Origin of the sequence: Salinispora cortesiana (assembly GCF_000484695.1) — a bacterium.
Classification (GTDB): Bacteria; Actinomycetota; Actinomycetes; order Mycobacteriales; family Micromonosporaceae; genus Micromonospora; species Micromonospora cortesiana.
Genome location: NZ_AXVR01000008.1, coordinates 29,206 through 55,546, shown reverse-complemented (window position 1 = coordinate 55,546; position 26,341 = coordinate 29,206). Strand labels below are relative to the sequence as shown.

General features: G+C 69.5%; 25 protein-coding genes. 9 read left to right on the top strand and 16 right to left on the bottom strand.

The genetic code is table 11. From position 1 onward, the window contains the following. Positions 1-20 precede the first annotated feature (20 nt). The gene (gene arc, locus K228_RS0106150) at positions 21-1,802 is read right to left on the bottom strand and encodes a proteasome ATPase (RefSeq protein ID WP_025617632.1); all 1,782 of its coding nucleotides are present in this window, start codon (positions 1,800-1,802) and stop codon (positions 21-23) included. A 175-nt stretch (positions 1,803-1,977) separates the two neighbouring features. Here arc and K228_RS0106145 point away from each other — a divergent pair, with 175 nt between their 5' ends. Continuing rightward, the gene (locus K228_RS0106145) at positions 1,978-2,271 is read left to right on the top strand and encodes a ferredoxin (protein WP_018742562.1); all 294 of its coding nucleotides are present in this window, start codon (positions 1,978-1,980) and stop codon (positions 2,269-2,271) included. 84 nt (positions 2,272-2,355) lie between these two features. On the opposite strand, the gene K228_RS0106140 is transcribed toward K228_RS0106145, so the two are convergent. From K228_RS0106140 to K228_RS0106130, 3 genes are all read right to left on the bottom strand, one after another. Next, a complete protein-coding gene (locus tag K228_RS0106140; protein WP_025617631.1) occupies positions 2,356-2,928 on the bottom strand; it encodes a hypothetical protein in 573 nt (190 codons plus the stop codon). Between the two features lie 81 nt (positions 2,929-3,009). Then, positions 3,010-3,966, bottom strand: a complete 957-nt coding sequence (locus tag K228_RS0106135) for a tRNA (adenine-N1)-methyltransferase (protein ID WP_025617630.1) — start codon at positions 3,964-3,966, stop codon at positions 3,010-3,012. A 4-nt stretch (positions 3,967-3,970) separates the two neighbouring features. Beyond that, on the bottom strand, positions 3,971-5,113 hold the full coding sequence (locus K228_RS0106130; protein ID WP_245603428.1) for a site-2 protease family protein: 1,143 nt from the start codon (positions 5,111-5,113) through the stop codon (positions 3,971-3,973). A gap of 84 nt (positions 5,114-5,197) precedes the next feature. Here K228_RS0106130 and K228_RS0106125 point away from each other — a divergent pair, with 84 nt between their 5' ends. From K228_RS0106125 to K228_RS0106110, 3 genes are all read left to right on the top strand, one after another. Continuing rightward, positions 5,198-6,109 (top strand): RecB family exonuclease, encoded by a 912-nt coding sequence (locus K228_RS0106125; protein ID WP_025617628.1) that lies wholly within the window; start codon positions 5,198-5,200, stop codon positions 6,107-6,109. A gap of 391 nt (positions 6,110-6,500) precedes the next feature. Then, positions 6,501-7,268 carry an ABC transporter ATP-binding protein gene (locus tag K228_RS0106115; protein WP_025617627.1) on the top strand — a complete coding sequence of 256 codons (768 nt, stop codon included), beginning with the start codon at positions 6,501-6,503 and terminating at the stop codon, positions 7,266-7,268. Continuing rightward, complete coding sequence (locus K228_RS0106110) at positions 7,268-9,817, top strand: ABC transporter permease (protein WP_025617626.1); 2,550 nt, start codon at positions 7,268-7,270, stop codon at positions 9,815-9,817. Before K228_RS0106115 ends, K228_RS0106110 begins: the two co-directional genes overlap by 1 nt. A 73-nt stretch (positions 9,818-9,890) precedes the next feature. Here the strand turns inward: K228_RS0106110 and K228_RS0106105 are convergent, their stop codons facing one another. Continuing rightward, positions 9,891-10,583, bottom strand: a complete 693-nt coding sequence (locus K228_RS0106105; RefSeq protein WP_281171564.1) for an HAD family hydrolase — start codon at positions 10,581-10,583, stop codon at positions 9,891-9,893. 385 nt (positions 10,584-10,968) lie between these two features. On the opposite strand from K228_RS0106105, the gene K228_RS0106100 reads away from it, so the two are divergent. After that, on the top strand, positions 10,969-12,372 hold the full coding sequence (locus tag K228_RS0106100) for an MFS transporter (protein ID WP_029723384.1): 1,404 nt from the start codon (positions 10,969-10,971) through the stop codon (positions 12,370-12,372). Between the two features lie 58 nt (positions 12,373-12,430). Here K228_RS0106100 and rfbA read toward each other — a convergent pair whose 3' ends face one another. After that, positions 12,431-13,303, bottom strand: a complete 873-nt coding sequence (gene rfbA, locus K228_RS0106095) for a glucose-1-phosphate thymidylyltransferase RfbA (RefSeq protein WP_025617623.1) — start codon at positions 13,301-13,303, stop codon at positions 12,431-12,433. Between the two features lie 186 nt (positions 13,304-13,489). Continuing rightward, positions 13,490-13,951 carry a helix-turn-helix transcriptional regulator gene (locus tag K228_RS0106090; protein WP_025617622.1) on the bottom strand — a complete coding sequence of 154 codons (462 nt, stop codon included), beginning with the start codon at positions 13,949-13,951 and terminating at the stop codon, positions 13,490-13,492. A 189-nt stretch (positions 13,952-14,140) separates the two neighbouring features. On the opposite strand from K228_RS0106090, the gene K228_RS0106085 reads away from it, so the two are divergent. Beyond that, positions 14,141-14,389: an acyl carrier protein gene (locus tag K228_RS0106085; protein ID WP_025617621.1), complete on the top strand. Its 249-nt coding sequence runs from the start codon at positions 14,141-14,143 to the stop codon at positions 14,387-14,389. A gap of 18 nt (positions 14,390-14,407) precedes the next feature. Here K228_RS0106085 and K228_RS0106080 read toward each other — a convergent pair whose 3' ends face one another. From K228_RS0106080 to rfbB, 6 genes are all read right to left on the bottom strand, one after another. Beyond that, positions 14,408-15,382: an LnmK family bifunctional acyltransferase/decarboxylase gene (locus K228_RS0106080; protein WP_025617620.1), complete on the bottom strand. Its 975-nt coding sequence runs from the start codon at positions 15,380-15,382 to the stop codon at positions 14,408-14,410. Positions 15,383-15,531: 149 nt separating this feature from the next. Beyond that, positions 15,532-16,515, bottom strand: coding sequence for an acyltransferase domain-containing protein (locus tag K228_RS0106075; protein ID WP_025617619.1), 984 nt, complete (start codon positions 16,513-16,515; stop codon positions 15,532-15,534). After that, positions 16,497-16,742, bottom strand: a complete 246-nt coding sequence (locus tag K228_RS0106070) for a phosphopantetheine-binding protein (protein ID WP_025617618.1) — start codon at positions 16,740-16,742, stop codon at positions 16,497-16,499. Before K228_RS0106070 ends, K228_RS0106075 begins: the two co-directional genes overlap by 19 nt. A 5-nt stretch (positions 16,743-16,747) precedes the next feature. Next, the gene (locus tag K228_RS25375) at positions 16,748-18,037 is read right to left on the bottom strand and encodes a ketosynthase chain-length factor (RefSeq protein ID WP_155251559.1); all 1,290 of its coding nucleotides are present in this window, start codon (positions 18,035-18,037) and stop codon (positions 16,748-16,750) included. Further along, complete coding sequence (locus K228_RS0106060) at positions 18,034-19,368, bottom strand: beta-ketoacyl-[acyl-carrier-protein] synthase family protein (protein WP_033776564.1); 1,335 nt, start codon at positions 19,366-19,368, stop codon at positions 18,034-18,036. Before K228_RS0106060 ends, K228_RS25375 begins: the two co-directional genes overlap by 4 nt. Next, the gene (rfbB, locus tag K228_RS0106055) at positions 19,296-20,312 is read right to left on the bottom strand and encodes a dTDP-glucose 4,6-dehydratase (RefSeq protein ID WP_025617616.1); all 1,017 of its coding nucleotides are present in this window, start codon (positions 20,310-20,312) and stop codon (positions 19,296-19,298) included. The genes K228_RS0106060 and rfbB overlap by 73 nt, the downstream gene beginning before the upstream one ends. 171 nt (positions 20,313-20,483) lie before the next feature. On the opposite strand from rfbB, the gene K228_RS0106050 reads away from it, so the two are divergent. The 3 genes from K228_RS0106050 to K228_RS0106040 all read left to right on the top strand — a co-directional run bounded on the left by K228_RS0106050 (position 20,484) and on the right by K228_RS0106040 (position 23,561). Continuing rightward, entirely contained in the window at positions 20,484-21,695 is a 1,212-nt protein-coding gene (locus K228_RS0106050; protein ID WP_025617615.1) for a DegT/DnrJ/EryC1/StrS family aminotransferase, read from the top strand. A gap of 25 nt (positions 21,696-21,720) precedes the next feature. Beyond that, a complete protein-coding gene (locus K228_RS0106045) occupies positions 21,721-22,752 on the top strand; it encodes a glycosyltransferase (protein ID WP_025617614.1) in 1,032 nt (343 codons plus the stop codon). 74 nt (positions 22,753-22,826) lie between these two features. Continuing rightward, complete coding sequence (locus tag K228_RS0106040) at positions 22,827-23,561, top strand: YdcF family protein (RefSeq protein ID WP_025617613.1); 735 nt, start codon at positions 22,827-22,829, stop codon at positions 23,559-23,561. 51 nt (positions 23,562-23,612) lie between these two features. Here K228_RS0106040 and K228_RS0106035 read toward each other — a convergent pair whose 3' ends face one another. The 3 genes from K228_RS0106035 to K228_RS0106025 are packed head-to-tail and all read right to left on the bottom strand — an operon-like array spanning position 23,613 to position 26,273. Then, entirely contained in the window at positions 23,613-24,617 is a 1,005-nt protein-coding gene (locus K228_RS0106035) for a Gfo/Idh/MocA family protein (protein ID WP_025617612.1), read from the bottom strand. A 48-nt stretch (positions 24,618-24,665) separates the two neighbouring features. Beyond that, on the bottom strand, positions 24,666-25,277 hold the full coding sequence (locus K228_RS0106030; protein WP_025617611.1) for a dTDP-4-dehydrorhamnose 3,5-epimerase family protein: 612 nt from the start codon (positions 25,275-25,277) through the stop codon (positions 24,666-24,668). 9 nt (positions 25,278-25,286) lie between these two features. After that, positions 25,287-26,273: an NAD-dependent epimerase/dehydratase family protein gene (locus tag K228_RS0106025; RefSeq protein ID WP_029723382.1), complete on the bottom strand. Its 987-nt coding sequence runs from the start codon at positions 26,271-26,273 to the stop codon at positions 25,287-25,289. Positions 26,274-26,341 lie beyond the last annotated feature (68 nt).

Genomic DNA, 26,341 nt, shown 5'->3' with positions numbered 1-26,341 from the left:
CGGGCCCGTCTCCTCCGTCGTCAGAGGTACTGGCCGGTGTTACTGGCGGTCTCGATGGACCGGCCCGCATCGGCGCCCTTGCCGCCGGAGACGAGCGTACGGATGTAGACGATCCGCTCGCCCTTCTTTCCGGAGATGCGCGCCCAGTCATCGGGGTTGGTGGTGTTGGGCAGGTCCTCGTTCTCCCGGAACTCGTCAACGCAGGCGTCGAGGAGGTGCTGCAGCCGCAAGCCCTTGCGGGCGGAGGTGAGGAACTCCTTGATGGCCATCTTCTTGCCCCGGTCCACGATGTTCTGGATCATCGCACCGGAGTTGAAGTCCTTGAAGTAGAGGACATCCTTGTCGCCGTTGGCGTAGGTGACCTCGAGGAAGCGGTTCTCCTCGGTCTCCGAGTACATCCGCAGGACGACCGCGTCGATCATCGCCGCCACGGTGGCCTGCGGATCGCTGCCGTGCTCGGCCAGGTCATCCGGGTGCAGGGGCAGGCCGGGAAGGATGTACTTGGAGAAGATATCCTTCGCCGCCTCGGCATCCGGCCGCTCGATCTTAATCTTGACATCGAGCCGGCCCGGCCGCAGGATCGCCGGATCGATCATGTCCTCCCGGTTGGAGGCACCGATGACGATGACGTTCTCCAGACCCTCCACCCCATCGATCTCGCTGAGCAACTGCGGGACGATGGTGTTCTCCACATCCGACGAGACACCGGAGCCCCGGGTGCGGAACACGGAATCCATCTCGTCAAAGAACACGATGACCGGTGTGCCCTCGCCGGCCTTCTCCCGGGCCCGCTGGAAGACCAGCCGGATGTGCCGCTCGGTCTCGCCGACGTACTTGTTGAGCAACTCCGGGCCCTTGATGTTGAGGAAGTAGCTGGTGTGCTTCTCCTCGCCACGCCGCTCGGCGATCTTCTTCGCCAGCGAGTTCGCCACCGCCTTGGCGATCAGGGTCTTGCCGCAGCCCGGTGGCCCGTAGAGCAGAATGCCCTTCGGTGGCCGGAGCTGGTGCTCCCGGAACAGGTCAGCGTGCAGGAACGGCAGCTCCACCGCGTCGCGAATCTGCTCGATCTGGGCATGGAGACCGCCGATGTCGGTGTAGTCGACATCCGGCACCTCCTCCAGGACCAGCTCCTCAACCTCACTCTTCGGAATCCGCTCATAGGCGTACGCCGAGCGAGGCTCGATCATGAGGGAGTCACCCGCCCGGATCGGGGCGTCGATCAGCGTCTCCGCGAGGTGGACGACGCGCTCCTCGTCGGAGTGGGAGACCACGAGGGCGCGGTCGCCGGGAGCGCCGTCCGGCCCGGCGAGCACCTCCTTGAGCATGACCACCTCACCGGCCCGCTCATAGCCGAACGCGTCAACGATGTTGAGCGCATCGTTGAGCAGGACCTCCTGCCCCCGGCGCAGTTCGGCGACCTCCAGGGACGGTGAGACGGCCACCCGGAGCTTGCGGCCGCCGGTAAACACATCCACCGTGCCGTCGTCGTGTCGCGCCAGGAAGACCCCATAGCCGCTCGGCGGCTGGGCGAGCCGGTCGATCTCCTCCTTGAGCGTCATGATCTGCGCTCGAGCCTCCTTGAGAGTGCTCACGAGCCGCTCATTGTTCTCGGTCAGCCGCGCCAGTTGAGCCTGGGCGGCCGCCAGCCGCTCTTCGAGCTGCCGGACCTGTCGGGGGCTTTCGGTCAACTTGCGCCGCACCAGAGCGAGTTCCTCTTGCAGGAACGCGACCTGCGTGGAGAGATCGTGGGCCTCCTTCTCCCACCGTGCGGCGCGCGAGTCCGCGTCGTCGCTGCGTGCCACGTCCCACCTCCCCGGGGGGCTTGAACGTTCTGCCCTAACACTAACCGCTATGAGGCCGATTCGGTCCCATGCAACACCCTCGTCACCGAACCTTGATCGTCCCCGGGTGGGCGCGGGAATCCGTCCGACGGTTCGGGTACCGTCAAGGCGTACGACGGACGAACCTGGGGGAACGGTGATCGAGGTCGCGACGGACCAGCTACAGGTCTGGGTGGACCAGGACCTGTGCACGGGCGATGGGCTCTGCGTCCAGTACGCGCCAGAGGTCTTCGAGTTCGACATCGACGGACTCGCCTACGTCAAAGGACCGGACGGCGAACTGGTGCAGGCCCCGGGCGGCCGGGTGGAGGTGCCGGAACACCTCCGCCTTGAGGTGATCGACTCGGCGAAGGAGTGCCCGGGCGAGTGCATCCACGTGCTCCGCGGCGGCGACGGCACGCCAGTCGCCGGTCCAGAAGCCGAAGACTGACCGCCACCGCCGGGTGCGGCGCTGCCGCACCGGGCAGCTCCCCGCCGAGCGCGCGCGGTCAACCCTCAGCCGAGCGGTCAGCCCTCAACGCAGTGGCCGACCGACGGCCGAGGCGACCAACCGGGCGAACTCCTCAAGGCGGGCGATTTGCCCGGCGCCACCGTCGTCGAGGGTCTTGCCGAAGCGCAACGCGTCATGCCGGAGCACGCTGGCCCCCTCCTCGCCCGACGGCGCCTCATCCAGCGACCTCAACAGCAGGTAGACGTCGATGCCGTCCACCCGCACGGTGCCGTCATCGGCGCGGGTGAGCCGCCGCCGACACCCCACCTCGGTGATCGAGGAGACCGGCACCACCCGCAGCGAGGAGGTCATCGAACCAGGTGGGCCCTCTCCGGGCGGGATGTCCTCGCCGTGCCAGAGGACCAGGCGACTGCCGTCACAGATGACCACCTCCTGCCAGACTCCGTTGACCTCGTTGACAAACCGTTCCAGGGTGAAGCCAAGCACGGAGGCGCCGCGAAGCACACCGCCGAGCGCCTCCAGGGCCACATCCGGGTCGCGCAGGTAGGCACTCGCCGCGGACTCGAGGTCCCGATACGGCGACCAGTCCGGAAACACCGCTGGCACGTCGCCGCCGCCCAGGCCCGGCCGTTTCATTCCGCCTCCCCGCACCACCGGTCCACGCCGGTCGGCCGCTGTCGCGTCATTCCCCGCTGTCCTGCTCGACCGTCATGACCGTCACCCCTCCTCCGCCGAGTCGGCCTGGACGGCCGCTGCCTCCCGCAGCGCCGCCCAGCGCTGCGCGTATGCCTCCATACCCTTGCTGGGCTTGCGCCGGCGCGGTGGGGCGGTAACTCCCGGGGCGAGCTTACGCGCAGACACCAGGAACGCGGTGTGCGCGATCATGCGATGGTCGGGCCGAACGGCCAACCCCTCCGCGTGCCAGTCCCGGACCAGTGACTCCCAGGCCCGCGGCTCCGTCCAGCCACCCCGCTCCCGCAGCGCCTCCACCAGTTCGGAAAGCTGCGGGGTGGTGGCGACGTACCCAATCAGCACCCCACCGGGCACCAGGGCCCGCTCGACCATGTCGAGCTTCTCCCAGGGCGTGAGCATGTCCAGAATGATCCGGTCGAACCCGATCTCCGGGTTCGCCGCCACATCCCCGACTCGCAGCCGCCAGGCCGGATGTGGGCCACCGAAGAACGCCTCGACGTTACGTCGGGCAATCTGGGCGAAGTCGTCGCGCACCTCCCACGAGTGCAGCTCTCCGGTGGGACCGACAGCACGCAGCAGGGAACAACTCAGCGCACCGGACCCCGCCCCCGCCTCCAGCACCCGCGCACCGGGGAAGACATCGCCCATCGCGACGATCTGGGCCGAGTCCTTCGGATAGATAACCTGGGCACCCCGAGGCATCGACAGGACGTAGTCGGCGAGCAGCGGGCGCAGGGCCAGGAACGCCGTACCGCCGCCGGCGGTACTGACGACGCTGCCGTCAGGCTGACCGATCAGGGCGTCGTGGTGCAGGATGCCGCGGTGGGTGTGGAACTCCTTGCCCGGCTCGAGGGTGACGGTGTGCATTCGCCCCTTCGGGTCGGTCAACTGCACCCGGTCACCGGGTTGGAACGGCCCCCGGCGCGCTGGAGGCGGGGCGGGGACGTGCTGGTCGGGCGCGTCGGAGGGCGGTGCGGTCACGTGTTCATCTCCGGTGGGGTTCGAGCAGCTGAGCAAGATCCGCGAGGTACAGGATGCCGACGACATCTTCGCCTGAGGTCACCACGTACTGTGCGCCCGGGTGGCGCCGCACGGTCTCCAGCACCTGCTCGCCATCGAGGCCGACCGGCACGGTCGGCACCTCGACCAACGGCCGAGCCACCGCGTCCACCGATAGCCAGGGCCGGCGGTTGACCGCGACCGCCGCGGCGGCAGCCGGGTTGACCAGGGCGTGTGGGCGGCCCGCGGAGTCGGTGACCAGCAGCGCGGCCGGTGGGTTGGCTCCGGCGACGCGCCGCTGCGCCTCGGCGAGCGGAGTGCCGGCCCGAACGGCGCAGACCGGACGGGCCAGCCGGGGGAGATCGATCAGCGGAAGCCGGCGGGTGATCCGGGCCAGCCGAATGGACTGCCCGGCGCCCCGCCAGAGGGTGAACGCGACCAGCAGCATCAGCGGCATCGCGAGCAGCACCGGCGGCGTCGGCGGACGGGTCAGGGCTAGTGCGACGGCGGCCCCGCCCGTACCGAGGGCGACAACCCGACCGACCCAGCCCGCCACCTCGGTGGCCCGGTGTCGGTCCCGGGTGACGGCCCAGACGGCGGCCCGCAGCGCGCGACCGCCGTCGAGCGGCAGCCCGGGCAGCACGTTGAACACCGCGACCACAACGTTACTCACCGCAAGCTGGAAGGCGAGCTGGTGCGCCAGGGTGCGCTCGGGGAGCGCCAGGGTGACGGTGACCGCCGCCGCGCCGAGTACCGCGGAGACCGCCGGCCCGGCGAGGGACACCAACAGATCAGCCCGAGGAGTCGGGGCATCTCGGTCCATCTCGGTATAGCCACCGAGCAGCTCCAGGGTGATGCCGCGGACCCCGATGCCGAATCTGCGGGCGGTGAGGGCATGACCGAGCTCGTGCAGCAGCACCGACCCGAGCAGGGAGACGACGAAACCGAGGCCGATCAGGTAGCCACCGGCCGGAGAGAGGGCGAGCTCCCGCCGGGCGAACTCGGCGTACAGCACGGTGACGGCCAGGGTGAGCAGCAGCATCGACCAGTCGAGGTGCAGCGGCACCCCGATCACCCGGCCGACGGTTACCCCGGCCGGTCGACGCGGGGCTTGCCTCCTGGACTCCACCGACCCGATGCTACGCGGGAGCCGATCATGCCTTGCAGACGGCGCGGGTCACGCTGTCACCCCGGTGCCCTACCCTTTCCGGTCATGACAGCGGATCCGGTGACAGCCCAGCAGCTCTCGCCCACGGCGGAGGTGCCGGTCACGGTACGGGCCTCGCTGTCCCCCTCGCGGGCGGCCGACTTCAAGACCTGCCCGTTGCTCTACCGGTTCCGCAGCATCGACCGGCTGCCCGAGCAGCCCACCATGGAGCAGGCCCGGGGCACCCTGATCCACGCCGTACTGGAGCGACTGTTCGACCTGCCCTCCGCTGGCCGCACCCCGCGGGCCGCCAGCGACCTGGTGGCTCCGCAGTGGGAACGGCTGGTCACCGAGCAGCCGGAGCTGGCCACCCTGTTCACCGACGACGCCGAGGCCCGGTCAACGTTTCTACGCTCGGCCGCAGGGCTGCTCCAGGGCTACTTCGCGGTGGAGGATCCACGCCGCCTGGAGCCGGCCGAGCGGGAGAGTCTGATCTCCGCGGTGGTGGACGAGGAGTTGCTGATCCGGGGCTACCTGGACCGGTTGGACGTGGCGCCGGACGGCGCGCTGCGGGTGGTTGACTACAAGACCGGCGGCGCGCCGCGGGAGGCGTTCGAGGCGCGGGCGCTGTTCCAGCTCAAGTTCTATGCCTTGGTGTTGTGGCGTACCCGCGGCGTGGTGCCACGGGTACTGCGGCTGCTCTACCTGAAAGATGCCGAGGTCTGCGACTACACCCCGGACGCCGACGAACTGGTGCGATTCGAGCGCACGGTGGTGGCGCTCTGGCGGGCGATCGAGGCCGCCACCGCCGCCCAGGACTTCCGCCCGCGGCCGAGCCGGCTCTGTGACTGGTGCAGCCACCAGCCGCTGTGTCCGAGTTTCGGGGGCACGCCGCCGCCGTTCCCGGTCGGCCCGAAACCGGCCGACTCGCTCCGTGACTCGCGATCCCAGCCGATGCCGCCGGGCGCTGACGAGTGAGTGGGCGCCGCGCGGGCCCCGACCCGCAGCGGCGCCCGGTCCGGATCCTGGCGGTGCTGGCGTACGAGTCCGGGCTGGTCCGGCCCCGGAGCTGACCCGCCCGCCCCGCCGGGTTGCCCCGGTCACCTACCGTGACCAACAGGGGGCAGCGGGCTTGATCATCCATGGGACATCACCGGGTGGGGATCGGTCCCGGGGCAATCGGGAAGCCGGCTCGACGCCAACGGGCGCTCAGGGGCAACCCTGAGTGGCGCTCGGGGACACCCGTAGCACAAAAATCCGCCACGGCTCCGCCGCAAGTCGGAGGGATGTGGACTGGGGAAACCCCATGATGGGACTGCCGCGCCGGCCGAGGGGGACGGGGCGGACCGAACGACGAGAGGGAGAAGACGTGACCGCGACGGTAGGCCGTCAGGCGCAGGCCGCGGCCCGCGCGAGCGAGGTGTGGAAGGTGTACGGCAGCGGGGAGGCACAGGTGATCGCGCTTCGCGGGGTCACCTGTGAGTTCGAGCAGAGCCGATTCACCGCGATCATGGGTCCATCCGGGTCGGGCAAGTCAACGTTGATGCACTGCCTCGCCGGGCTGGACGCCGTGACCCGGGGCACGGTCTCGATCGGCGAGACCACGGTCACCGGCCTGGGGGATGCCGGTCTGACCAAGCTGCGCCGCGAGCAGGTCGGATTCATCTTCCAACAGTTCAACCTGCTGCCGACGTTGACCGCAAAGGAAAACATCCTGCTGCCGCTGTCGATCGCTGGGCGCAAGCCGGACCAAGCCTGGTTCGACACGGTGATCGAGACCGTCGGCCTGCGGGAACGGCTGGGTCACCGGCCGGCGCAGCTCTCCGGTGGGCAGCAGCAGCGGGTGGCGTGCGCGCGGGCACTGGTCAGCCGCCCACAGGTGATCTTCGCAGATGAGCCGACCGGCAACCTCGACTCTCGGGCCGGCGCGGAGGTGCTGAAGTTCCTCCGTAACTCGGTACGGGAGCACGGACAGACCATTGTCATGGTCACCCATGATCCGACCGCCGCCGCCTACGCCGACCGGGTGGTCTTCCTCGCCGACGGACAGATCGTCTCCGAGCTGATCGAGCCGACGGCGGAGACGGTGCTGGACACGATGAAGAAGCTCGACACCCAGGTCGAGGTGGGCGACTGATGTTCCGGGCGACCCTCAAGAGCCTGCTGGCACGCAAGCTCCGGCTGATCCTGTCCGGGTTGGCGGTGGTACTCGGCGTCATGTTCGTCTCGGGCGCGTTCGTGCTCACCGACACCCTCGGCCGTTCCTTCGACGCCGTCTTCGCCGACGCGTACGAAGGGGTGGACGTCAACGTCGCCGCGAAGCCGCGGATCGAGGTGGGCGACTTCGAGGGTGACGCGGTGGCAATGCCGGTGCCGGCCGAGACGGTGGAGCGAATCCGAAACGTTGCCGGGGTGGCCGACGCCACCGGCATCGTGGCCGCCGACGGCGCGCGCCTGATCGGTAGCAATGGCAAGGTGGTCACCTCCTTCGGGCCGCCCCAAATCGGTGCGAACTGGGTGGGCGTAAGCGATCTCGTCCAGCTGCGCGAGGGCCGGGAGCCGCAGGCGGACGACGAAATCCTGGTCAATGCCGGGCTGGCCAAGGCCGGCCAGGTCGCTGTCGGCGATCGAGTGGGCGTGCTCACGCTCGAGCCGAAGCAGGAGTTCACCATCGTCGGGATCTTCGGCTACAGCGGCGGCCGCGACTCCATCGGCGGCGTCAACGAGGTCATGTTCACCACTCCGGTGGCGCAGCAGTTGATGCTCGGCCAGGGCGACGCCTTCACCAACGTCACGGTCACCGCCGCCGACGGCGTCGCCAACGATCGGCTGCGCGACGACATCGCCGCCGCGCTCGGGGCCGACTTCGAGGTGAAGACCGGCGCCGAGGTCTCCGCGGAGGCCTCGGCGACGCTGAAGGAGGGGTTGTCCTTCTTCAACCGAATCCTGCTCGGCTTCGCCGCGGTGGCGCTGCTGGTGGGGACGTTCCTGATCCTCAACACATTTTCGATCATCGTGGCCCAGCGCACCCGGGAGTTGGCGCTGATGCGCGCCGTCGGGGCGGGCCGCCGCCAGATCATCGGCTCGGTGGTGCTGGAGGCGGTGGCGGTCGGCCTACTCGCCTCCGTGCTCGGCCTCGGCGCCGGCGTCGGCATCGGCGCGCTGTTGGCGTACCTGTTCGGCAACCTCTCCGGCGGGCTCGACCTGGCAGGGGTCGCCGTACCCCCGGCGGCGGTTATCGGTGCGTTCGGGGTCGGCCTGATCATCACGGTGGTGGCGGCGCTGCTGCCCGCGCTGCGGGCGTCCCGGATCCCGCCGATCGCGGCGATGCAGGATGTCGCGACGCCGGACCGGCCGCTGACCAAGGTCACGGTGGCGGGCGCGGCGGTGACCTCGACCGGCGCCACGCTGCTCTTCCTGGGCCTCGGCGGACACGCCGGTGGCAACACCCTGATCACCATCCTCGGCGGCGTGCTCTTCGCCTTCATCGGGGTGGCGCTCCTGACCCCGCTGATCAGCCGGCCGGTGGTCGGTCTACTCGGCGGGATCTTCTCCTGGTGGATGCCGGGCAAGTTGGGCCGGCTCAACTCCGGACGAAACCCGCGCCGTACGGCGATCACGGCGGCCGCGCTGATGGTCGGCATCGCCCTGGTAACCGGGGTTACCGTCATCCTGGATTCCACCAAGAGCAGCATCAGCGGCCTGGCCCAGGACAAGATCAAGGCCGAGTTGGTGATCGGCGGCGCGCAGACCGGACCCCGGCCGCCGACCTTCGACCCCGTGGTGCTGGAGAAGACCGCGGCGCTGCCCGGGGTGGCGCTGGTCGGCGGAGCATACGGCGATCTGGCCCAGGTCGGCGACGAACGCACCTGGGTGGGCGCCAACAGCGACGTGTCGACGCTGACGCGGATCTTCGGCGCGCGGGCCACCGCCGGGGACATCAGTCGACTCGGGCCGGATCAGATGCTGGTCAGTTCGGATGTGGCGGCCTCGCGCGGACTCTCCGTCGGCTCCACCGTGCCGGTGCAGTTGGCCCGCGCCGAGGCGAAGACCTACACGGTCAGCGGGATCTACGAAGCCGATGAGCTCCTCGATCCGATCACTGTGCCGGTCACCGCGGCGCAGGACTTCACCGTCCCCCAGCCGATAGCGGGCTTCATCCAGCTCACGCCCGGGGCCCAGGCCGCTGACGTGCTGCCGCGGGTGGAGACGCTTCTGGCGGACAGCCCGGAGGTGACGGTGGCCGACCGGGACGCGTTCATCGAGCAGCAGACCAAGCCGCTCGACGACCTGTTGCGAATGATCCAGATCCTGCTGCTGTTGGCCATCGTGATCGCGGTACTCGGCATCATCAACACCCTGGCCCTGTCGGTGCTCGAACGCACCCGGGAGCTCGGGCTGCTCCGCGCGGTCGGCCTTGGTCGGGCGCAGACCATGGGCATGATCACTATAGAGGCGGTGGTGATCTCGGTGTTCGGTGCGCTGCTCGGCATCGCCGTCGGCTCCGGCCTCGGCGCGGCCGTCGTCGAGGCGTTGCGCGACGAGGGAATCACCGACCTGGTGCTGCCTTGGGCGGACATGGGGACGATGGTCGGCCTCGGCGCGCTGGTCGGCGTCATCGCCGCGGTGATTCCCGCGGTCCGCGCCGCCCGCATCGATGTCCTGGGCGCTATCGCCCACGACTGAGTCAGCTCGGAAGGGCCCCGTGGCTCCGGGGCCCTTCCGAGTGCTGACGGAAGGGCCCCGGAGCGGCCGCGCGCTACCGAGCGCCGAAGGCCGCGTTCGCAGAGCGGTCCCCGAGCAGCGCCGCGAGGAGCTCCAGGTCGGCCGCGGCCAGGCTCGCCAGCTGATGCACGTCGGCGCGGGGCTCCACCGGCACCTCTGCCGGTACCGCGAGGACCGCCGCACCCGCGGCGAGAGCACTCGCCACGCCGGTCGGGGAGTCCTCGATCGCCACACACCGGCCGATCGGCACACCGAGCACCCGGGCGGCGGTCAGGTAGGGCATCGGGTGTGGTTTGGCCGAATCCACCTCGTCCCCGCACACCACCACGTCGAAGCTGTCCCGCCCCAGGGTGTCGAGGGCAACCTCCACCAACGCCCGAGCGCTGGAGGTGACCAGGGCAGTCGGGATCTGCGCGGCACGGACGGCACGCAGCAGGGTCAGCGCGCCCGGCCGCCACTGCAGCCCGCTGCGGAACAGCTCCAGTATCCGTGCGTTGATCCACGCCGCGCTGGCCTGCAGGTCACGTTCCGACTGGCCCAGGTCGTCGTGCAGGAGCTGCATCGAGGCCGCCATGCTCGTTCCGATCATGGCCCGGCGAGCGGCCGCGGAGAGCACGCCGCCATAGGCGACTGCCAGCTCGTGCAGCGCGGTGTCCCACAACTTTTCGCTGTCCACCAGGGTGCCGTCCATGTCGAAGAGGACAGCGGCAGGATGTTGGGCGCTCACCGTGGGCCTCCTCACCTCGGGGTAGACCACAGATGTTGCCAGCCGCCGCCCCAGCCTCGGCACCCGATCCCGCTCCCCGGTGACATTCGCCGCTGGCGGGTACCCCGATTCGGCGGCGGCCGGTGCGGGGGTACCCGACTCGGCGGCCGGGCCAACCGGGATTCGCGCCACCACCGGTGGGTTGTCCCGGCCCGGATCGCTTCTCTCTACACGGCCACGTTCACCGCAGATCGTTAGTGGGTACATGACGGTTCTCGCAGCCTGCCCGGTGGCCCTGTCGTGACCGAGGAGCACCTGTCGTGACCGAGGAGCACCTGTCGTGACCGAGGAGCATCAGCAGGAGGAGCAGTCGCTTCGGACGGGATCGGGTCGTCCGGTGCCGCGGATGCCGGTAGTGGCGGTCAGCACGTTGGTTACCTTCATCCTGGGGCTCAACATCGCCCTGGTGGTGATCGCGATGCCGACGATCCGTACCACGCTCGGGTTGGACTCGAGCACCCAACAGTGGCTGGTCTCGGCGTTCTACCTAGCGATCGGCCTGGTGCTGGTGCCCGCGGGCCGATTCGGTGACGTACACGGCCGGCGCAACATCTTCGTGGCCGGCATGACGGCGTTCGTCGTGGCGAGCGGAGCCGCGGCTCTCGCGTCGCATGAGGCGTGGCTGATCGCCGCCCGCCTGGTGCAAGGGGTCGGTATCGGGCTGGCACTCGCCCAGGTGTTCGGAACAATTCAACGGATGTTTCCCGCCCAGGAGCGGGGGCTGCCGTTCGGAGCGGTCTCCGTGGGGATCAACGTCGCCCGGATAGTCGGTCCGGTGCTTGGCGGCGGACTGGTCGCTGTCGGGGGTGCCGAATGGGGCTGGCGGTGGGCCTTTCTGGTCAGCGTGCCGGCCGGGATCGTCATCGCGATCCTCGGGTGGCGGTTCTTCCCGGTTGCAGAGCGGGCCCACCGGCCACGAATGGACCTGGTGGGAGCCGTCCTGTTGATGGTCGGGCTGGGCTTGGTGTGGCTGACCCAGGGTGAACACTGGCCGGCGTGGTTGACCTGGACGCTCCTAGCCACCGGGGTGGCGGTACTGATGGGGTTCGTGCGCTGGGAAAAGCGATACGCCCGCCGCGGCGTGCCGATGTTCGACATGAGGCTGTTCCGGTTCCGGTCGTTTTCTGCGGGAGTGGTCATCGCCGTCTTCTACACCGCCGGCTATGACGGTATCTACTACCTAATGTCAGAATATCTGCAACACGGGCTCGGACATGACGAGTTGGTGACCGGTGTCGCGCTCACCCCACTGGCGCTGGGCGCCGCAATCAGTTCGGTGATCGCCGGGTCCAAGGCGGGGCGGCTGGGCCGACCACTGGTGGTGTCGGGGTTGCTTCTCGCAGCGGTCGGGCTCATCGCACTGCTCGTCGCCGACGTCTTTCTCCCCGGCCCGGACTCCCCGCACACGGCCACCCTGCCGCTGCTCCTGGCCGGGCTGGGCGGCGGACTGATCACCTCGGGGGTGGCCGGGGGCCTGGTGATCGCCCCGAACCTGACCGTAGCCCTCACTCCCGTACCACGGACCGAGGGCGGAAGCGCTGGCGGCATGCTCGAGACCGGGCAGGCCTTCGGTGGCGGTCTGGGCGTTGGTCTCGTCGGCACGGTTCTCTTCGCGAGCCTGGACCGGACGGGCGACTGGCTGACCGCCTTCCGCATACCAACTCTGGTCATCGTCGGGCTCTTCGCCATCGCACTGACCGCCGCCCTGGTCAATCTCATCGCGCCCGACCGGTCCGTGGGGTCCGCATGATTAGACAGCCCCGACCACCAGCACCGCGCCGGCCCCGCCGGCCGGGAGCAACAAAAGCTCAGCGTGCTTCCGCGGCCACGTTCAGGACGTACCGGCCGTAGTCGGTATGCGCCAACTCGGCACCGAGAGCGTGACAGGCCTCGGCGTCGATGAAACCCATTCGCAGGGCCACCTCCTCGAGACAGGCGATATGGATGCCCTGCCGCTGCTCCAGGGTCTGCAGGTAGTGACTGGCCTGCAGCAGCGAGTCATAGGTGCCAGCGTCCAGCCAGGCCAGCCCACGACCCAGATCGACCAGTCTCGCCTTACCCCGCTCCAGGTAGACCTGGTTGACCCGGGTGATCTCGACCTCGTTACGCGCCGACGGACGAACGTTCTTGGCGATATCCACCACGTCGTTGTCGTAGAAGTACAACCCGGTGATCGCCCGATTCGACCGGGGCGCGCGTGGCTTCTCCTCGATGGAGATGAGCCGCCCCGTCGCATCGGTCTCCCCCACCCCGTACCGCTGCGGATCGGTGACCGGATAGCCGAACAACACACACCCGTCGATGTCCCGGCTCTCCGCCTGCAGCCGCTCCGAGAACCGGTAGCCGTGGAAGATGTTGTCGCCCAGGATGAGGGCGACTGGGTCGGGGCCGACGTGCTCCGCGCCGATTATGAAGGCGTCGGCCAGGCCCCGCGGAACCGGCTGGGCGGCATACGAGATCGACAGGCCGAACCGGGAACCGTCGCCGAGGAGCCGCTCGAACAACGGCAGGTCCCGTGGCGTGGAAATGATCAGGATGTCCCGGATTCCGGTAAGCATGAGCACCGAGAGGGGGTAGTAGATCATCGGTTTGTTGTAGACCGGCAAAAGCTGTTTCGACAGCGCCAGGGTCACCGGGTGCAGCCGCGTCCCCGAGCCGCCGGCCAGGACGATGCCCTTCACCTGAGCCCTCCTCACCGCGGGATGTCTCTGTGCCGTCCCGCCGGACCGGATGCCATGGGCGGGCGCCGCCACCACTGGACCGGAGGCCGGGCAAACAAGGATTTCCAGCCGACCGATGGCTACGCGGCCGAAGTCTGGCCGGCAACGCTCCGGCAGCGCTCAAGCCGGGCTCGGGGCGTCCCGGTCTCAGGCCGGCTGCCGCTCCCCCGTCGACCTCGGTCGGCTCCGCACCGGCCGAGTCACCTGCTTCGACACGCACGACGGCATCCCCGCCGTTGCCTCCGACGCCATCCGTCGGTACGTGCTGGGGGGCACGCCCACCAGTTCGGTGAACCGAGTACTGAACGTCCCCAGCGAGGAGGACCCGACCGCGAAGCAGACCTCCGTAACGGTCATGTCGCCCCGTCGCAGCAGCGCCATCGCCCGCTCCACCCGGCGGGTCAGCAGGTACGCGTAGGGCGACTCACCGTAGGCGAGGCGGAACTCACGACTGAGATGCCCGGCCGACATGTTCACCCCGCGGGCTAACGCCTGTACGTCTAGCGGCTGCGCGTACTCCCGGTCGATCCGGTCCCGTACTCGCCGCAGCCGCGCAAGATGACGCAGGCGGAATCGGACCTCGTCCGGGTTCGGCTGCTGAGCACGCACGCACGTATTCTGCAAAGTCTCCACGCCCCCGTCCAGCAGTTCGCCGCCGACTCGCCGAGACGAGGCTCGATTCACCCTCGAGCCTCCCCGGAGGTCGGGGCCGCAGGATCGACACGATGCGATCCGAAACGGTCCGGATGCGGCACCGACGCCGGCAGCCGCATCGACCGCAAGGCGAAGGAGTCGTTCGTGCCGCCGATCACGTTGCGGGAGCTCGAGCTCCTCATGCGCCAGTACGTCTGGGACGGGGACTGGCAGTCGTTCGAGCACGCCCCAGACCAGCCTTTCGACGAACTGGGGTACGACTCGCTGGCCCTGCTGGAGACGCACAGCCGAATCAAGCACGACTACGGCGTCCTGGTCTCCGAAGACGACCTGGAGCACGTCCGCACGCCCCAGACCTTGGTTGCGTTCATCAACGAACACCTCGGATCGTGACGGCGGGACCGCCCGCCGTCAGTCGGCTGGCCGGGTGATCCGCTGACGCGCCACGGCGAGCAGGCTGCCGTCCTGACCACGGCGGAGGCTCACATCAATCACATCCTCCCCCGAAACATCTCGGTACATCATGACCTCGACATCGAGCAGATCGTCGGCGTTGGCGTTGGCGACCAGGCAGACCTGCCGGTCCCGGACCCGCCGGCGAAGAAAGCCCGCTACCGACCGACCGAGAGAGCGCCACAGCTGCAGGACAGCCCAATCCACAATCGAGAAGTACGACGCGAAGTACAGCAGACCGACACCGTTGAGATCACGGCTCGCGCTCACCTGGTAGGTCAGCGCCAAGCGGACCTGCGGCGGTGGCTCCCCCACTGACCGGAACCCGGCGGCCCGGCGAACACTCGACACGATTCGCCGCGGCGTGTACTCGTCGGCGATCTGCTCCAGGTGATCCGCCCGGAAGCCAACCGGCGTGGCCCGCCGCAACCCGTGGTTGGTTCCCGCCCCGGAACGCTGAATCCACCGGTTGAACGTCTCGACGTGCAGGCAGTCGGGCGTGTCGTAACGGAAGAAGTCGTCCGTACTGGCAGCGGTGCCGCTCGGCGTCGCACCGGATTCCCCCTCGTAACGGCTGATCTGATGCACGGTCAGCACCGAATCACCGCCGCAGGAGAGGACCTTGGAACGCACCCGCAGCCGGTCACCGAAGGTCAACTGCTCCACGGACAGCTCCCGGCAGGCCTGAACCCGGAAGTACGCGAAGGAGAGATAGACCGGGTTGCCGGCCGGATCCACGGCAGAGTAGGGGTCGAGGTGGCAGGCGGCGCCCACCGCGTCCCACGTCCAGTCCCCGAGCTGCCCGACGAAGAGCGAGTTGGGGCCGCACATCGCCGGGGTAATCAACTCGACGCGTCCCCACCAGTCGCCCGGGCCGCGAACCAGCGCCGGGCGACCGACCTGGGTGAACGGGGCCGGTTGGTAGGTCGCCATCTCGCCTCCACGATTCTGGAGGGGGCCGTGCCCCTCCGTAGCTGGTGTTCCGGAAAGCCAGGGCCCGGCGGAACGTGGTCACCACCCGCCGGTGACCCGAGCTCACACCCGGTCCGGTCAAGCAACACTGGCTCCGCTCCGGCGGCGGATCAGGGCGGGGAAATCCCGAGGCGGGCAGCGGCGGCGGCGAGCTGCTCGGCCTCCCGGTACGGGTGCGTCGGCGGGCCGAGCAGCGCCAGCACCTCGCTGTGCCCGGAGCGAACCTGTGGCAGCCGCCGCGCGATCCTCGTCAGGCCATTACCCGGGCCGCACTCGACCAACAGCTGCGGCCCGGCCCCCGCCAGGGTCGTCAGGGCCGGCCAGAACAGCACCGGGTCCACCGGATGACGCGCCCAGTACCCGGGGTCCCGTGCCTCGGCGTCAGTCAGGTAGCCCGCGGTGTACCCGGAAACCAGGGGTATCTGTGGCGGCCGGGCCGGCAAACTGGCCAGCAGCGGGCCGGCCGCGACAACCACCGGGCGGAGCAACTCGCTATGGAATGGCACCGTTGACAGCACCGGAGCCCAGGTGTAGCCCGCATGCCGGAGCGCGTCCAAGGTCGTCCGCAGTGGCTCGACCGCGCCCGCGATCACCGTCTGCCGGGGCGCGTTGACCGCACCGATTTCGACCCCCGGCCGGAGGTAGGGCTGCACCTGCGCTCGGGATGCGGCGACGGCGGCCATCCCGCCCGCCGGCACCGTGGCGAACTGGCCGACCCGATGCCGCACGATCCGGACCGCGCCGGCCGGATCGAAGATCCCGGCCAGGGTCGCCGCGGCCAGCTCGCCGATGCTGTGCCCGAGCAGAACCGTCGGCCGCAGCCCCCGGTCCATCAGGAGCCGGCCGAGCGCATAGTCGATGGCGAAGAGCAACGGCTGGGAGCGGTCGGCGTGGTCGATCGGCACCCGGGGCGAAGTGGCGAGCCAGTCCGAGCGGAGCTCGTCCCCTGCCGCCCCCATCAGCAGGAACAGCTCGTCCATGACCCTCGCGAACGCCGGGACGTCGCGGTACAGCCCGGTACCCATCCCCTGGTACTGGGCGCTCTGGCCCGGCATCAGCAGGGCCAGCGGGCCGGTCAGGCGGCCGACAGCCATCGGTTCACAAGGTCAACCAGCTGCTGCGGCGTCTCCGCCTCACTCAGCGCCTGCTCGGAGAGGTCAACGCCGTACTCGCGCCGGATCACGCTCTGGGTCTCCAGTAGCGCGAGGGAGTCGTAGCCGAGGTCGGCGAAGGGCCGTTCGGGGGCCTGTTGGAACGAGTCCGTGGACTCGTCGTCCCCCGCGCAGGTATGCATGATCTGTTCCAGGGCCGACAGTGTCATCTGCTTCATGACGGTTTCCCTCCTGAGCGGGTGGGCGCCGCACGGCCGGTGACGCCGGCTTCTCCGGTGCGGCCGGGAACCGCGGCACCAGGCCGGAGCACCATGGCGGAGTTGAAGCCGCCCCGGCCCCGGGCCAGCACCAAGGCGGGTCCCGGCTGCCACGGCCGGGGAACACCGGTGACGAGATCCAGCCGTGCGCCGGGGGCCGGCGTCTGCACGTTGACCGTGGGCGGAATGAGCCCGTCTCGCATCGCCAGCAACGCGCCGGCGAGGTCGGCCGGGGCGCCGCCGGAACTCATCCGTCCAGTCATGGTCTTCGGGACGGTGACCGGCACCCCTTGCGGACCGAAGACATCAGCGATGGTCTCGGCCTCGGCACGGTCGTCAGCCAGCCGGCCGGAACCGTCCGCGAAGACCACCCCGATCTCCCGGGCGGTCACCCCCGCGTCGGCGAGAGCGGCCTCCACCGCCCGGCCCAGACCCCGCTCACCGCCGTGCCGGACCGCGGCGTCGAACGTCGCGGCGTACCCAGCGATCTCCCCGTAGATCTGGGTACCGCGGCGACGGGCCGCAGCGGCCTCCTCGACCACCAGGACCGCACCGCCCTCGCCGGGGACCTGTCCCCGGGCGCGGAGGTCAAAGGGCAGGTAGGCGGTGCGCGGATCCTCGTCGGTGCTCAGCGCCCCGTCGCTTATCCGGGCAACCCACCCATACGGGCAGAAGGAGCTGTCGACGCCGCCGGAGAGCATCAGCCGTGCCCCCTTGCGGATGTTGCGCCGGGCCTGCGCGACCGCGTCCAGTCCGCCGGCCTGGTCACCAACGACGACGCCAGCCGGGCCGCGCAGGGCGTGCCGGATGGACAACTGCCCGGTGTTGACGGCGTAGAACCACGCAAACGACATGTAGACACTGACGCGCTCCGGGCCGGAACACCAGAGGTTCTCCAGCTCCCGCTGGCCGTACTCGAAGCCGCCGAACGCCCCGGCCATCGCCACCCCGGTCCCGCCCGGGTCGTAGGTGCCCGGCTCCACCCCGGCGTCGGCCAACGCCCACGCCGACGCCGCGAGGGCGAGCTGGGTCATCCGATCGGTCTGCGGTAGCAGCCGGCGGGGCAGGTGCTCAACCGGGTCGAAGCCGTCGATCTCGCCACCCAGTCGAGCCGGATAGCCCCGCGCGTCGAAGCGGCGGATCGGGCCGATGCCGGATTCGCCGCGGAGCGTCGCGGCCCAGAAGTTCTCTGTCCCGGCGCCGTTCGGCGCCAGGACGCCGATACCGGTGATCACCGCTGTGGTCATGCCGGGCCCAACCGGGTGAGCACGATCGCGCTCTGGAAACCACCGAAGCCGCTGCCGACGCTCAACACCGTGTCGAGCCGCTGCTCCCGAGCGTGCAGCGGGACGTAGTCCAGGTCGAGCTCGGGATCCGGCTCGCATAGGTTCGCGGTGGGCGGGACGACGCCCTGGTCGAGGGCGAGGGCGCAGGCGGCGATCTCAATCGAGCCGATGGCCCCGAGCGAGTGACCAATCATAGATTTGATCGAGCTGACCGGGGTCCGGTACGCGTGGGGACCGAGTGCCCGTTTGAGCGCGGCGGTCTCATGCCGGTCGTTCTGTTTGGTCGCGGTGCCGTGCGCGTTGACATAGTCGACGGACTGGGGCGCGCGCCGGCTCTCGGCCAGGGCCGCGGTGATGGCGGCGGCCATCTCGGCGCCGTCGGGCCGCAGCCCGGTCATATGGTAGGCGTTACTCCGCGAGGCGAAGCCGGCGATCTCGGCATAGATCCGGGCGCCGCGGGCTCGGGCGTGCTCCTCGGCCTCCAGCACCAGCGTGGCGGCGCCCTCGCCGAGGACGAAGCCGTTCCGGGTGCGATCAAAGGGCCGCAACGCGTGTGCGGCATCGTCGTTACTCGGCGAGGTTGCCCGAATGGCATCGAAACAGGCGACCGTGATCGGAGAGATCGGCGCGTCGGTACCGCCGGTGACCATCACATCGGCGGCACCCTCCCGGATCAGATCGGCCGCGTGGCCGACCGCGTCCAGGCCAGAGGTGCATCCCGCCGAGACCACGGTGACTGGGCCCTGGGCGTTGCACTCCGCGGCGATCTCCGCAGCCATCGAGCCGGGCATGAAGTAGTCGTAGAGGTGTGGGCTGGCATACCGGTGGTCCAGAATCCACTCCCGACCGGTGTCGCTGAGGGCGAGGTACTCGGACTCAAGGTTGCAGGTGGCGCCGACGGCAGTGCCGAGACTCACGCCGACCCGGGTGGGATCGAACCGGTCCGGCTCCAGGCCACTGTCAACGCACGCCTCCCTCGTCGCGACCAAGGCGAACTGGGCGGATCGGTCCAGTCGGCGACGCTCCCGGTGGGACAGTTCGGCCTGAGCCGCCTCGAAGTCCACCTCGGCAGCGATCCGCGACCGGAACGCGGCAGCGTCGAAAGCGGTGATCGGCCGGGTCGCGGTTCGGCCGGCGGTGATCAGGTGCCAGAACGCCTTCGTACCCACGCCACCCGGCGCCACGACGCCGAGACCCGTGATCACCACCCTTGGGCCGCTCACCGGGGCACCGCCATGCTCGAGCCGACATCTTCCCGGTCTGGTCGCGTGCCGCGGGTACGCTCCGCCCACCAGGGGCGGTTGTCGCGATACCAGTTCACGACCGCGGCCAGTCCTGACTCGAACGACACCTGTGGGGCATAGCCGAGCTCGTGGCGGGCCTTGCGGTCGTCGAGGCAGTAGCGCCGGTCGTGTCCCAACCGGTCGGCCACGAACCGGACCGCGTCCCAGCTGGCCCCGCAGAGCTCCACAATAAGTGCGGTGAGCTCTCGGTTGGTCAGCTCGACTCCGCCACCGAGGTGGTAGATCTGGCCCTCGCGACCCTTCTCCAGCGCCAGCTGCACCCCGCGGCAGTGGTCCGCGACGTGCAGCCACTCCCGGACATTCTGGCCGTCACCGTAGAGCGGCACCGACTGGCCGGTCAGCAGGTTGGTGACGAAGCGCGGGATCACCTTCTCCACATGCTGGTACGGCCCATAGTTGTTGGTGCAGCGAGTGATCACCACCGGCAGTCCGTATGAGCGGTGATAGGCGCGGGCGAGCAGATCGGCCGCGGCCTTCGAGGCGGCGTACGGGGAGTTCGGCTGGAGCGGATGCTCCTCCGTCCAGGAACCTTCAGCGATGGTGCCGTAGACCTCGTCCGTCGAGACCTGCACGATCCGTTCAATGCCGAGCCGCAGGCAGCACTCCAACAGGGTCTGGGTACCCAGCACGTTGGTCGTCAGGAACGGCGACGCGTCCTGCAGTGACCGGTCCACGTGGCTCTCGGCCGCGAAGTGGACGACCGCGTCCTGCCCCGGCAGCAGGTCAAGAAGCAGGCTCCGGTCACCGATGTCGCCCCGAACAAAGGTCAGCCGACGGTCCGCCACCGGCAGGTTCGCCCGGCGGCCCGCGTACGTGAGGAGGTCCAGGACGGTGATCTCCGCGTCCTCGTAACCCTGATAGGCGCCGTCAAGGAGGTTGCGTACGTACTGCGAGCCGACGAAGCCGGCTCCCCCGGTCACGAGGATTCTCATGTCTGCGAGCCTCGCCGGACGCAACCGACCCCGGGTGGAGGTCCACTGGAACGGCGGTCGAGCAGATCCACCGCACCCGGCAGCACACGCCACCAGCCGGGCTCCACCGGGGTACGAGCACGGTGCGCGACGGTGCTCGTCCGAAGGTCGTACGGCTTTGGAGGCCCGCGCGTGAAAGACACGGTCGCTGATCTCGCCATCCTCGGCGGGACTCCGACGTTCCCACAGGTGTTGCAGGTGGGAACGCCCAGCGTGGGAGAGCGGTCGCGGTTGTTCGAGCGGCTGAACACCGCGCTGGACAACAAGTGGCTCACCAACGGCGCCCTGGTCAGAGAGTTCGAAGAACGCATCGCAGAGCTGGCGGGCGTACGGCACTGCGTGGCGACCTGCAGCGGCACCATGGCGCTGCAACTGCTCTACCAGGCCACCGGGCTCACCGGCGAGGTGATCATGCCCGCAATGACCTACGTGGCCACTGCGCATGCCGCCTCGATGCTGGGGCTGACGCCGGTCTTCGCCGACGTCGATCCGGAGACCGGGTGTCTCGACCCGCAGCAGGTGGAGACGGTACTGACCCCGCGTACCTCCGGCATCGTCGGGGTCCACCTCTGGGGCCGGCCCAGCCCGGCGGGCGAGCTGGAGAAGGTAGCCGCCGAGCACGGCCTCACGCTCGTCTTCGACGCGGCGCATGCACTGGGATGCAGCCATCAGGGCCGCCGGATCGGTGGTTTCGGTAGTGCGGAGATGTTCAGCTTCCACGCCACCAAGGTGGTCAACTGCTTCGAGGGCGGTGCCGTGGCTACCGACGACGACGCCCTCGCCGGGGAGCTTCGCACGCTCCGTACCTTTGGGATCACCACCGACGGCCGTAGCCTGGGGGTCGGCACCAACGCCAAGATGACCGAGGCCTCCGCGGCGATGGGACTGACCTCGCTGGACGCACTGACTGCCACGGTGCGCCATAATCGTGCCAACCACGCACGCTACTGTGCTGCGCTGCGCGGACTGGGTGGCCTCGCTGTCGTCGACTTCGACGAGGCTCAGGAACCAAACTGGCAGTACGTCATCCTCAAGATCGACGAAGCGGCTACCGGTATCCATCGCGACCTGGTGATGCGGATACTCCGAGCGGAGAATGCGGGCGCTCAGCGCTACTTCTCCCCGGCCTGTCACCGGCTGGAGCCCTACCGGTCACAGCGTCCGGTCTCCCTGCCGCACACCGAACGCCTGGCGGAGCAGGTTCTCGCCCTGCCGACCGGACCGGCGGTCTCCGCGGCGGACATCGACCGAATCTGCAGCATCGTGCGGTGCGCGATCTCCCACGGACCAGAGCTCACCAACCGACTGGACCCGAGTTCCACCCGCCCCTTCGCCACCTCCTAGAAAGCACCTCAATTCGATGAGATTCATGTTCACCGTCGGGGGCAGCCAGTCCACCGTGTTCTGTATCGCCCCACTGGCGACCGCGGCCCGCAACGCCGGCCACGAGATCCTGCTGACCGCCGACGAACCGCTGCTGGAGACCGCGGCGGCGATCGGGTTGCCGGCGGTCCCCACACCCCATCCGGGAAAGCCCGCGGCCCGGCTGCGGGCCCTGCTGGAGTTGGCTGGACAGTGGCCGCCCGATGTGGTTGTCGGTGGCCTCTCCTCCGTCCCCGGTCTCGTCGCCGTGGAGACCCGGGCACTGTACGTGCGCCACTACTGGGACATCGCGCCGCTGCGACCAGAGCCAGGAATCGCGCCCGACCTGGAGCGGCTTGGGCTGAGCGGGCCGCCGGCGGCCGACCTGTTCATCGACGTCTGCCCGCCGGGCCTACGGCCATCGCCCACCCCCGGCGCACGGCCGATGCGCTGGATCCCGAAGAACCGGCAGCGTCGCCTGCAGCCATGGATGTACATCCGGCCCGCCGACCGCCCCCGGGTGCTGGTCACCGCAGGCACGCGCAACCTCTTCCTGCATTCGCGCAGCAGCGTCATCCGGCACCTGGTGGACCAGCTCATCGCGGCTGGTACCGAGGTGGTGATCGCCGCACCGGAGCGGGCCGCCGCGGAGTTCGGCGCACAGTTCCACGATGTCCGCGTCGGCTGGGTCCCGTTGGATGTCGTCGCCCCCACCTGTGATCTGGCGGTGCACCATGGCGGCGCGGCCACCACGATGACGGTGCTGAACGCCGGCGCACCGCATCTGGTCGTCCCCGACAACGACTACTCCCGGTCCGTCGCCAAGGCCCTCACCGACTTCGGTGCGGGCCTGACCGCCGACCCGGTGCCCCCGGATGGGGACCAGGCGGCGGTCGAGGCGATCACGGCGGGTTGCCGGCGAATCCTCTCCAACCCCGAGTACACCGAACGCGCACGGTTCCTGGCCGCCGAGATCGCCGGACTTCCGACACCCGCCGAGGTCGTTCATACGGTCGAGCAGTTGGCCGCCAGCCGATAGCCAGCCCCGGTGAGGGATCCACGCTGGCTATCCTGAAAGCCGCACCAGCCTGCCCACCCCGGAGGAGTTCCGTGTTGACCACGAAGGTGGGCGTGCTCCTGCACAGTCGTCACCTCGAGACGGAGGCGTGGGAGGACCTGGTCCTCGGTCGCCCCCGGGACGACAGGTTGGGCGACGCGGCCACGCTGGCCCGGGAGGTCCTGACCCTAAGCCATGATCACGAGCTCAGCTGCATCGTCATGGGCAGCGGCTGCTCCCAGCGCGACGGCGTCAGCGAGGGCGAGTACACGAAGCGGTTCTTCCTGGCGAACCTCGCCCGCCTCGATGACTTCCCCCGGCTGCGCCCGCTCCTGGCCCGGCTGTCCGGCCCGCAACGGGCTGCCTTCCGCCAGACGGTGCAGGACATCATCATCATGCCGCAGGCCGGCAATACGGTCTCCGAACTTGCGACCGCGGCTGGCATCTTCGCTGCACACGGCGTCCACCGGGTGCTGCAGGTCACCGCCGCCAGTCATGCTCCCCGCTGCCTCAAGGAGCAGACCGTCGCCCGGGCGCACGGTCTGATCACGAAGGAACAGCAGTGGTACACGGTCGCCACCGACATGGCCTACCGCGACACCCGCCCCGAGGATGTCTGCGTCATCGAGCCGCTCCACCGGCGCGACCAGCCGATGACCTTCGTACGGCCCGGGCTCTCCGAGGTCATCGCGCCGTACTTCTTTCTTCCGGATACCGACAAGAAGGCGTTCGTGGCGATGGTCGCGGAGTTCATGGCCGCCCGCGGCAGCACCGCCCCACCACCAAGATAGCGTGGCGGGACCGGTCCCGCGGGGTGCACCGGGGCACGGCACGTCAGCCGCTCAGTCCGCTCCGCCGTCCCGGTGCGGCGCGGGGACGGACACGGCGCGCGACCGTACCTTGTCGATCAGTTCCGCCTGCTGGTTGATCGCTCTCGCCTGTGGGCTGTAGTCCGCACCGTCGAGCAGAGACCGGGCGAAGAACTCCGCGATGTTGCGGAACTGATGATCTGCGGGGAGCAGCACCTCCTCGGCATGGCCGTCAGCCTCGATCCGGATCACCGGCTGCCGGGTGGCCGGTGGAGTGAAAGCCCGGTCGAGGGTGAGTCGCGCCCGTTCGCCCCAGAGCGAATAGCAGGATCGGTACGCGTGCTCGAAGCCGAAGGAGAGTTCGGCCGTCACGCCCGACGGGGTAGCCAGCAAGACGTGGCCGGCCAGGTCGACGCCCCGGACCGGACTCGTCCGCAGCACCGATCCGATGACGTCGAGCTCCGGGCCGAGGAAGTAGGTGGCGGCGCGCAGCGGATAGACGCCGACATCGAGCAGCGCGCCGCCACCGAACTCGCGGTCGTAGCGCCAGTTCGTCGGGGCGAGTGGCGGAATCCCGAAGCTCGCCGTGAAGAGCCGGGTCGCGCCGATCCGGCCACCGGCGACAAGGTCACGGACCACCTCGTGCTGACGGTGGTGGAGAAACATGTAGTTCTCCAGCAGCCAGAGTCCCGCCTGCTCCGCCTGGTTCACCAGCTTGCGGGCGGTGCGGTGGTCGCCGGTGAGCGGCTTTTCGGAGAGCACGTGCTTGCCGGCCGCCAGGGCCCGGCTCACCCAGTACGCGTGCAGCCCGGTGGGCAGTGGGATGTACACCGCGTCAATGTCGGCCCGCTCCAGCAGTTCGTCGTATCCGTTGGCAGCCTGGCAGCCGAACTGCTCGGCGACGGTGCGGGCCCGGGCGGCGTCGCGGCTCGCGACCGCCCTCAGCTCGATTCCGGTCGCCTCGTTCAGCGCCGGCAGAAACCGGCGGAGCGCGATGCTGGCACACCCCAGGACACCCAGTCGGATGAGAGCCGGCATTCGGTGCCTCCCTCTACTGGAGCCGGCCGGCAGCCGGCCCGGTGGCGGTCAGTGGGACATCCGATACAGCTGTTGCTCCAGCGCCTGGCACTGCTGGTAGTCGGGGAGCAGACCGGCCTCGGCGGTCTCGGCCAGACTCGGACCGACCCGGTCCCGGTCGGAGATGATCGCTTCCAGGTCCGCGGGGATCGGCAGCCCCAGAGCTGGGTCGAAGGCGGAGACCACCCGCTCGTGCTCCGGGACGTACGCCCCGGTGAGCAGGTAGGACATGATGGTGTCATCGGCGAGCGACACGAAGGCGTGCCCGACCCCGACTGGAAAGTACACCGCCCGGAACTCCCGCGAATTCATCTGCACCGCATCCCAGACGCCGAAGGTCGGTGAACCGACGCGGACGTCAACGACGATGTCGATCGCCGCACCGGCAGCACAGTGGACGTACTTCGCCGTACCCGGCGGAGCGCTGGTGTAGTGGACTCCGCGGACCACACCCCGCCGGGACACGCTGTGGTTGGTCTGCGCGACGGGCAGGAGCGGGCTACCGTTCGCCGCGGCGAACGGAGCTCGCTGGAACGGTGACACGAACAGTCCACGGCGGTCCGAGAAGACCTCGGGGGTAAACACGAACGCACCCTGGACCGCGAGCTTCTCGACCTTCACCTGATCTCCCTAGAACCGGCCGCGCCCGTCGAGCAGGGCCGCCACGGTGCGGTGCACCGCCTCCGCCAACTCCGTGCGCGCGCACCATCCCGAGACCCGCTGAAAGGGCGTCGGGTCGATCTGCATACTCTGAAAATCGATCACGGGGGCGTGGTCCGGCGCCGGCACCGAGATCACCGGTACGGCCGGCTCGCCGGTCTGCGCCGCCACCGACCTCGCCACCGTACGGAAGACCGCGCCCAGCGTGTCCGGGCGGCCGGAGCCCACCAGCCAGTGTCGACCGGTCAGCGCATCCGGGCAGCGCATGGCGGCCAGGAAGGCGTCCGCGGCGTCCTCGACATACACCAGGTCCCGCCGAACGGTCCCGTCATGCCACATCGTCAGTGGCTGACCGGCGAGGGCCCGACGGGCCATCGTGACCACGACGCCCTGATCAGCCACCCGGGACAGCGGGCTCTGCCCGAACACGGTCGGCAGCCGCAGGCTGATCCCACGCAGTACCGACGCCGCGCTCGCGGCCTTCAGCAACCGTTCGGCGGTCAGCTTCTGCCGGCCGTAGGCGGTCTCCGGCCGGTCCGGCTCGCTGCCGTTCATCGGCTGCTTCGGGGGCTGTCCCACCTGCAGGGTGGTCGCGGCGAACACCACCAACGGAGCGGGCCGGGCGGGCCGGCGCCGGCCAAGAATCTCGGTGAGGTCACGCACGATGCCCACGTTCACCCGCTCTCCCTCCGGAGTGTCGGCCGCACGCCACCCACCGCTGTGTTTACCCAGGTGAAGGATGATGTCGGCGCCCGCGACGGCATCGGCCAGGCATTCCGGTTCGGTGAGGTCCCCGGTGCAGACCTCCACCTCGGCGACCACCTGCTCCGGCATCGGGCTCCGGCGACGCGACGCGGCCCGCAGTCGGATCGGAAGCTGTGCCAGCCGGGCGGTGACGACCGACCCCAGGTAGCCAGCCGCCCCTAGTACGCTCACCAGGGGTGGGTTACCGCCCATCGCAGACTCCCGGTCCACCACTCCTCCGATCTCTGGTGTTCGCAGGTTGTCGCGCCCCGCTGGCTTCA